We start from the raw sequence: 3683 nt of genomic DNA, 5'->3' as shown, positions 1-3683 counted from the left end.
GGGCGGGCGGGCGGATCAGGCGCGGACTTCGAACACGCCCAGCTTGCGGTGCAGCGGTGCCTCGTCGGCGATGAAGACGAAGGCGGGCTGGTCGGCACTGCGGTTGCGCAGCGCCACCGCGGTGTAGCCGGGGGCGCAGCAGGTGTCGGCCTCGGCGAGCGTGAACTCGCTGGATTCGATGGTTGCAGCCACGCCGCCCTCGATGACGTGGAACACGCTGGCCGGTGACCGCGCCGGCAGGCGCAGCGTCTGGCCCGGGCGCAGCATCAGCGCATAGAAGCCGAGGATGTTCAGCGCGTCGCCGCCGGTCTCGGGGTTGACGTAGGTGATCTGCACCGCTTCCTGGTCGGGGCGATCCTGGCCCAGCGCCTGCAGCGCGGCGCGTGCCTCGGCCCAGGGATAACGCAACATCGGATAGGCCTTGGACGAGCGGGTGAACACCGGCGTGGGCAGCAGGCCGCCGCGGGCATAGACCTGGTCGCCGCGGCCGGGTTGCACCGTCTGGCGCTGGCCTTCGATGGCGTACGAGGTTTCCATGTAGTACACCAGCGGCAGGTCCAGCACGTCGAGCCACACCACCGGCGCGGTGCCGTCGTGGCCGTGCTCGTGCCACAGGCCGGTGGGGGTGAGGATCAGGTCGCCGCGGCTCATCGGGCACTTCTCGCCGTCCACCGTGGTGTAGGCCCCTTCGCCTTCGACGATCATGCGCACCGCATTGGGCGTGTGGCGGTGCGATGGCGCCCATTCGCCGGGCAGCAGCAGTTGCATGCCCAGGTACATGGCGGCGCTGGCCTTCATGTTGTCCAGGCCGTGGCCGGGGTTGGCCAGCACCAGCACGCGGCGCTCGGCCTTCTCCATCGGCGTGAGTTCGCCGGCGCGCATGAGCAGCGGGCGCAGCGCCTCGTAGGACCAGCAGGTGGGCTGCGTGTTCGGCCGCGGCTTGCCCGGCGGCAGCACCGCCCGCAGGCTGGGCCACAGCGGCACGAGGTTGAGCTTGCGCAGGTCCTGCACGTAGTCTGCGGGCAGGTCTTCGAGGCGGCCGAGTTCGGTCATGGTGGGCTCCAGGTTCAAAGGGTCAGGCAGTTGCCGACGTTCCAGCCGTACAGCCATTCCATGGCGTCGTAGAAGCGCTCGGGCGTGCGGCCCTTCCACAGGTCGTTGCGCACCAAACGCTCTACCCCTTTCGCGTGGTAGAGGCGGCCCATCTCGCGGCCCGACAGCACGATGCGCGCGGTGCGCGCCACGCGAGAGCGCTGGTACAGGTCGAAGGCCTCGACGAAGTCGTTGCCACGCACGCGCAGGGCCTCGCCCAGCGTCACCGCGTCTTCCAGCGCCATGCAGGCGCCTTGGGCCATGTACTGCGTGGTCGGGTGGGCGGCGTCGCCCAGCAGCGTGGCGCGGCCGAAGCTCCACTGGCCGATCGGTTCGCGGTCGGCGGTGGCCCAGCGCTTCCAGCTCTTGGGCAGGTCGATCAGCTGGCGCGCCTTCGGGCAGATGCCCTGGAAGTAGCTCTGCACCTCCTCGGCGCTGCCTTCGGTGACGCCCCACTGCTCCTGCTGCCGGCTGTGGAAGGTGACGACCACGTTGTACTGCTCGCCGCCGCGCAGCGGGTAGTGCACCAGGTGGCAGTTGGGGCCCACCCAGATGCTGGCGGCGTTCCACTGCAGGTCTTTCGGGAAATCCTGCTTGTCGACCACGGCGCGGTAGACCACGTGGCCGGTGATGCGTGGCGGGTCGTTGACGTATTGCGCGCGCAGCACGCTCTTCACGCCATCGGCGCCGACGAGGGCCACGCCGCGGTGGGCCCGGCCCTTCTGGTCGAACACGGTGACGCCCGCATCGTCCTGCTCGACGCGCTCCATCCGGGTGGAGGTGAGGAACTCGACCTGGCCCGTCTCCTGCGCGCCCTCGAGCAGCGACAGGTGCACATCGACGCGGTGGATCACCGCATAGGGGTTGCCGAAGCGCTGGCGGAAGGCCTCGCCGGTGGGGATCTTGCCGACCTGGTATTCGTCGAGCGCGTCGTGCATCACCATGCAGTCGGTGAAGACGGCCCGTGCCCGGGTCTTGTCGCCTACCCCCAGTGCGTCGAAGGCGTGGAAGGCATTGGGGCCGAGCTGGATGCCGGCGCCGATCTCGCCGATCTCGGGCGCCTGCTCGAGCACCTTGACCGAGAAGCCCTGACGCACCAGGGCCAGCGCGGCCGCCAGGCCGCCGATGCCGCCACCGGCCACGATGACCGGATCGGAAGGGGAGTGGGGTGCGGGCATGGCGGGCGTCCTCAGGAGCTGGTGTGCTGATCGTCAGTATGCTGAGAGAAAGTGTAGTGATAACATCCCCGGCGATGCATCAGGGTTAGCCCGAACTTGCCGCATGCCGTCGAAAAAAGCGCCCACCGCCGCCGTCTCCGCCGCTGCCGTCGATCTGGACGCGCACCCGGGGTACCACATCCGCCGGCTGCAGCAGATCGCCGTGGCGGTGTTCCTGCAGGAGACCGAGTCGCACGGCATCACGCCGGTGCAGTTCGCCGCGCTGCAGACGGTGGCCCAGGTGCCGGGCATCGACCAGCGCACGCTGGCCGCGCGCGTCGGGCTGGACACCTCCACCATCGGCGGCGTGATCGACCGGCTCGAGGCGCGCGGCCTGCTGCAGCGCCACGCCTCGCCCGACGACCGCCGGGTGCGCCTGCTCGGCCCCACGCCGGAAGGCGTCGACCTGCTGCGCGCCGTGGCGCCCGGCATGCTGAAGGCGCAGGCGCGCATCCTCGAGCCGCTGCCGAAGGCCGAGCGCGCCGAGTTCATGCGCATGCTGCGCGTGCTGGTCGACGGCAACAACGAGCACAGCCGCGCGCCGCGCAGCGGCGACTGACCGGGGCGCCCGGCGCCCGCGCTGCAGCAGCCCGCGCTACAGCAGCCCACCCATGCGGCGGGCCGCGGCCTTCAGTGACGGCAAGGACGCTTCGGCCTGCGCCAGGCTGAGCCGGGCGGTGGGCGCGTGCACGGCGATGGCCGCGCGCACCTGGCCCTGCGCATCGTGCACCGGCACCGCCACCGCGATGAGGCCGGCGATGAACTCCTCGCGGTCGCACGAATGGCCCTGCGCGGCGATGCGTTCGCACTCGGCCCGCAGCTTCTTTGCCGTGGTCAGCGTCTGCTTCGTCATCGGTGCCAGTGTCAGCCGCTCGAGCAGGGCATCGCGCTGCGCCGCGGGCAGGTGGGCCAGGAAGAGCTTGCCGCTGGCGGTGCAGTGCAGCGGCACGTGCGAGCCGACGTCCAGCGTCAGGCGCAAGGGCCATTGCGCCTCGACGCGGTCGATGTAGAGCACCTCGGTGCCGTCGAGCGTGGTGAGGTTGCAGGTCTCGCGCACCTCGGTCACCAGCGCGGCCAGCACCTCGTGGCGCAGCCCGCGCACCACGCCGTGGTTCAGCGTGTCCAGGGCCAGCCGGCGCAGCGCCGGGCCGACGGCGAAGCAGCGCTCGTCGATGTCGCGGGCGAGGAACCCGCTGTCCTGCAACTGCGCGCACAGCCGGTGCACCGTGGCCTTGGGCAGGCCCAGGCGCACCGCCAGTTCGGCCAGCGACAGGGCCCGGCCCTCGTGCGCCAGCAGCACCAGCAGGCGCAGGCTGCGCTCGGCGGACGAGCCGGTGGACGCCGGCGGCGCGGGCTCGGGCGGGGGGGCGGACA

4 protein-coding genes are annotated in these 3683 nt (G+C 71.2%); 1 reads left to right on the top strand and 3 read right to left on the bottom strand.

Annotated features, from left to right (window positions below):
- Positions 1-15: 15 nt before the first annotated feature.
- Complete coding sequence (locus EOINJALH_RS00540; RefSeq protein ID WP_088278365.1) at positions 16-1053, bottom strand: cupin domain-containing protein; 1038 nt, start codon at positions 1051-1053, stop codon at positions 16-18.
- Positions 1054-1067: 14 nt separating this feature from the next.
- A complete protein-coding gene (locus tag EOINJALH_RS00535) occupies positions 1068-2270 on the bottom strand; it encodes a 3-hydroxybenzoate 6-monooxygenase (RefSeq protein WP_088278364.1) in 1203 nt (400 codons plus the stop codon).
- 103 nt (positions 2271-2373) lie between these two features.
- Here EOINJALH_RS00535 and EOINJALH_RS00530 point away from each other — a divergent pair, with 103 nt between their 5' ends.
- Positions 2374-2868, top strand: coding sequence for a MarR family winged helix-turn-helix transcriptional regulator (locus tag EOINJALH_RS00530; RefSeq protein WP_088278363.1), 495 nt, complete (start codon positions 2374-2376; stop codon positions 2866-2868).
- A gap of 36 nt (positions 2869-2904) precedes the next feature.
- Here EOINJALH_RS00530 and EOINJALH_RS00525 read toward each other — a convergent pair whose 3' ends face one another.
- Entirely contained in the window at positions 2905-3621 is a 717-nt protein-coding gene (locus EOINJALH_RS00525) for an IclR family transcriptional regulator (protein ID WP_088278366.1), read from the bottom strand.
- Positions 3622-3683: the final 62 nt, after the last annotated feature.

This window comes from Ideonella sp. A 288, assembly GCF_002198735.1.
Classification (GTDB): Bacteria; Pseudomonadota; Gammaproteobacteria; order Burkholderiales; family Burkholderiaceae_C; genus Pseudaquabacterium.
Note: the sequence above shows the minus strand (reverse complement) of the source record. Positions and strands in the feature narration are given on the sequence as shown.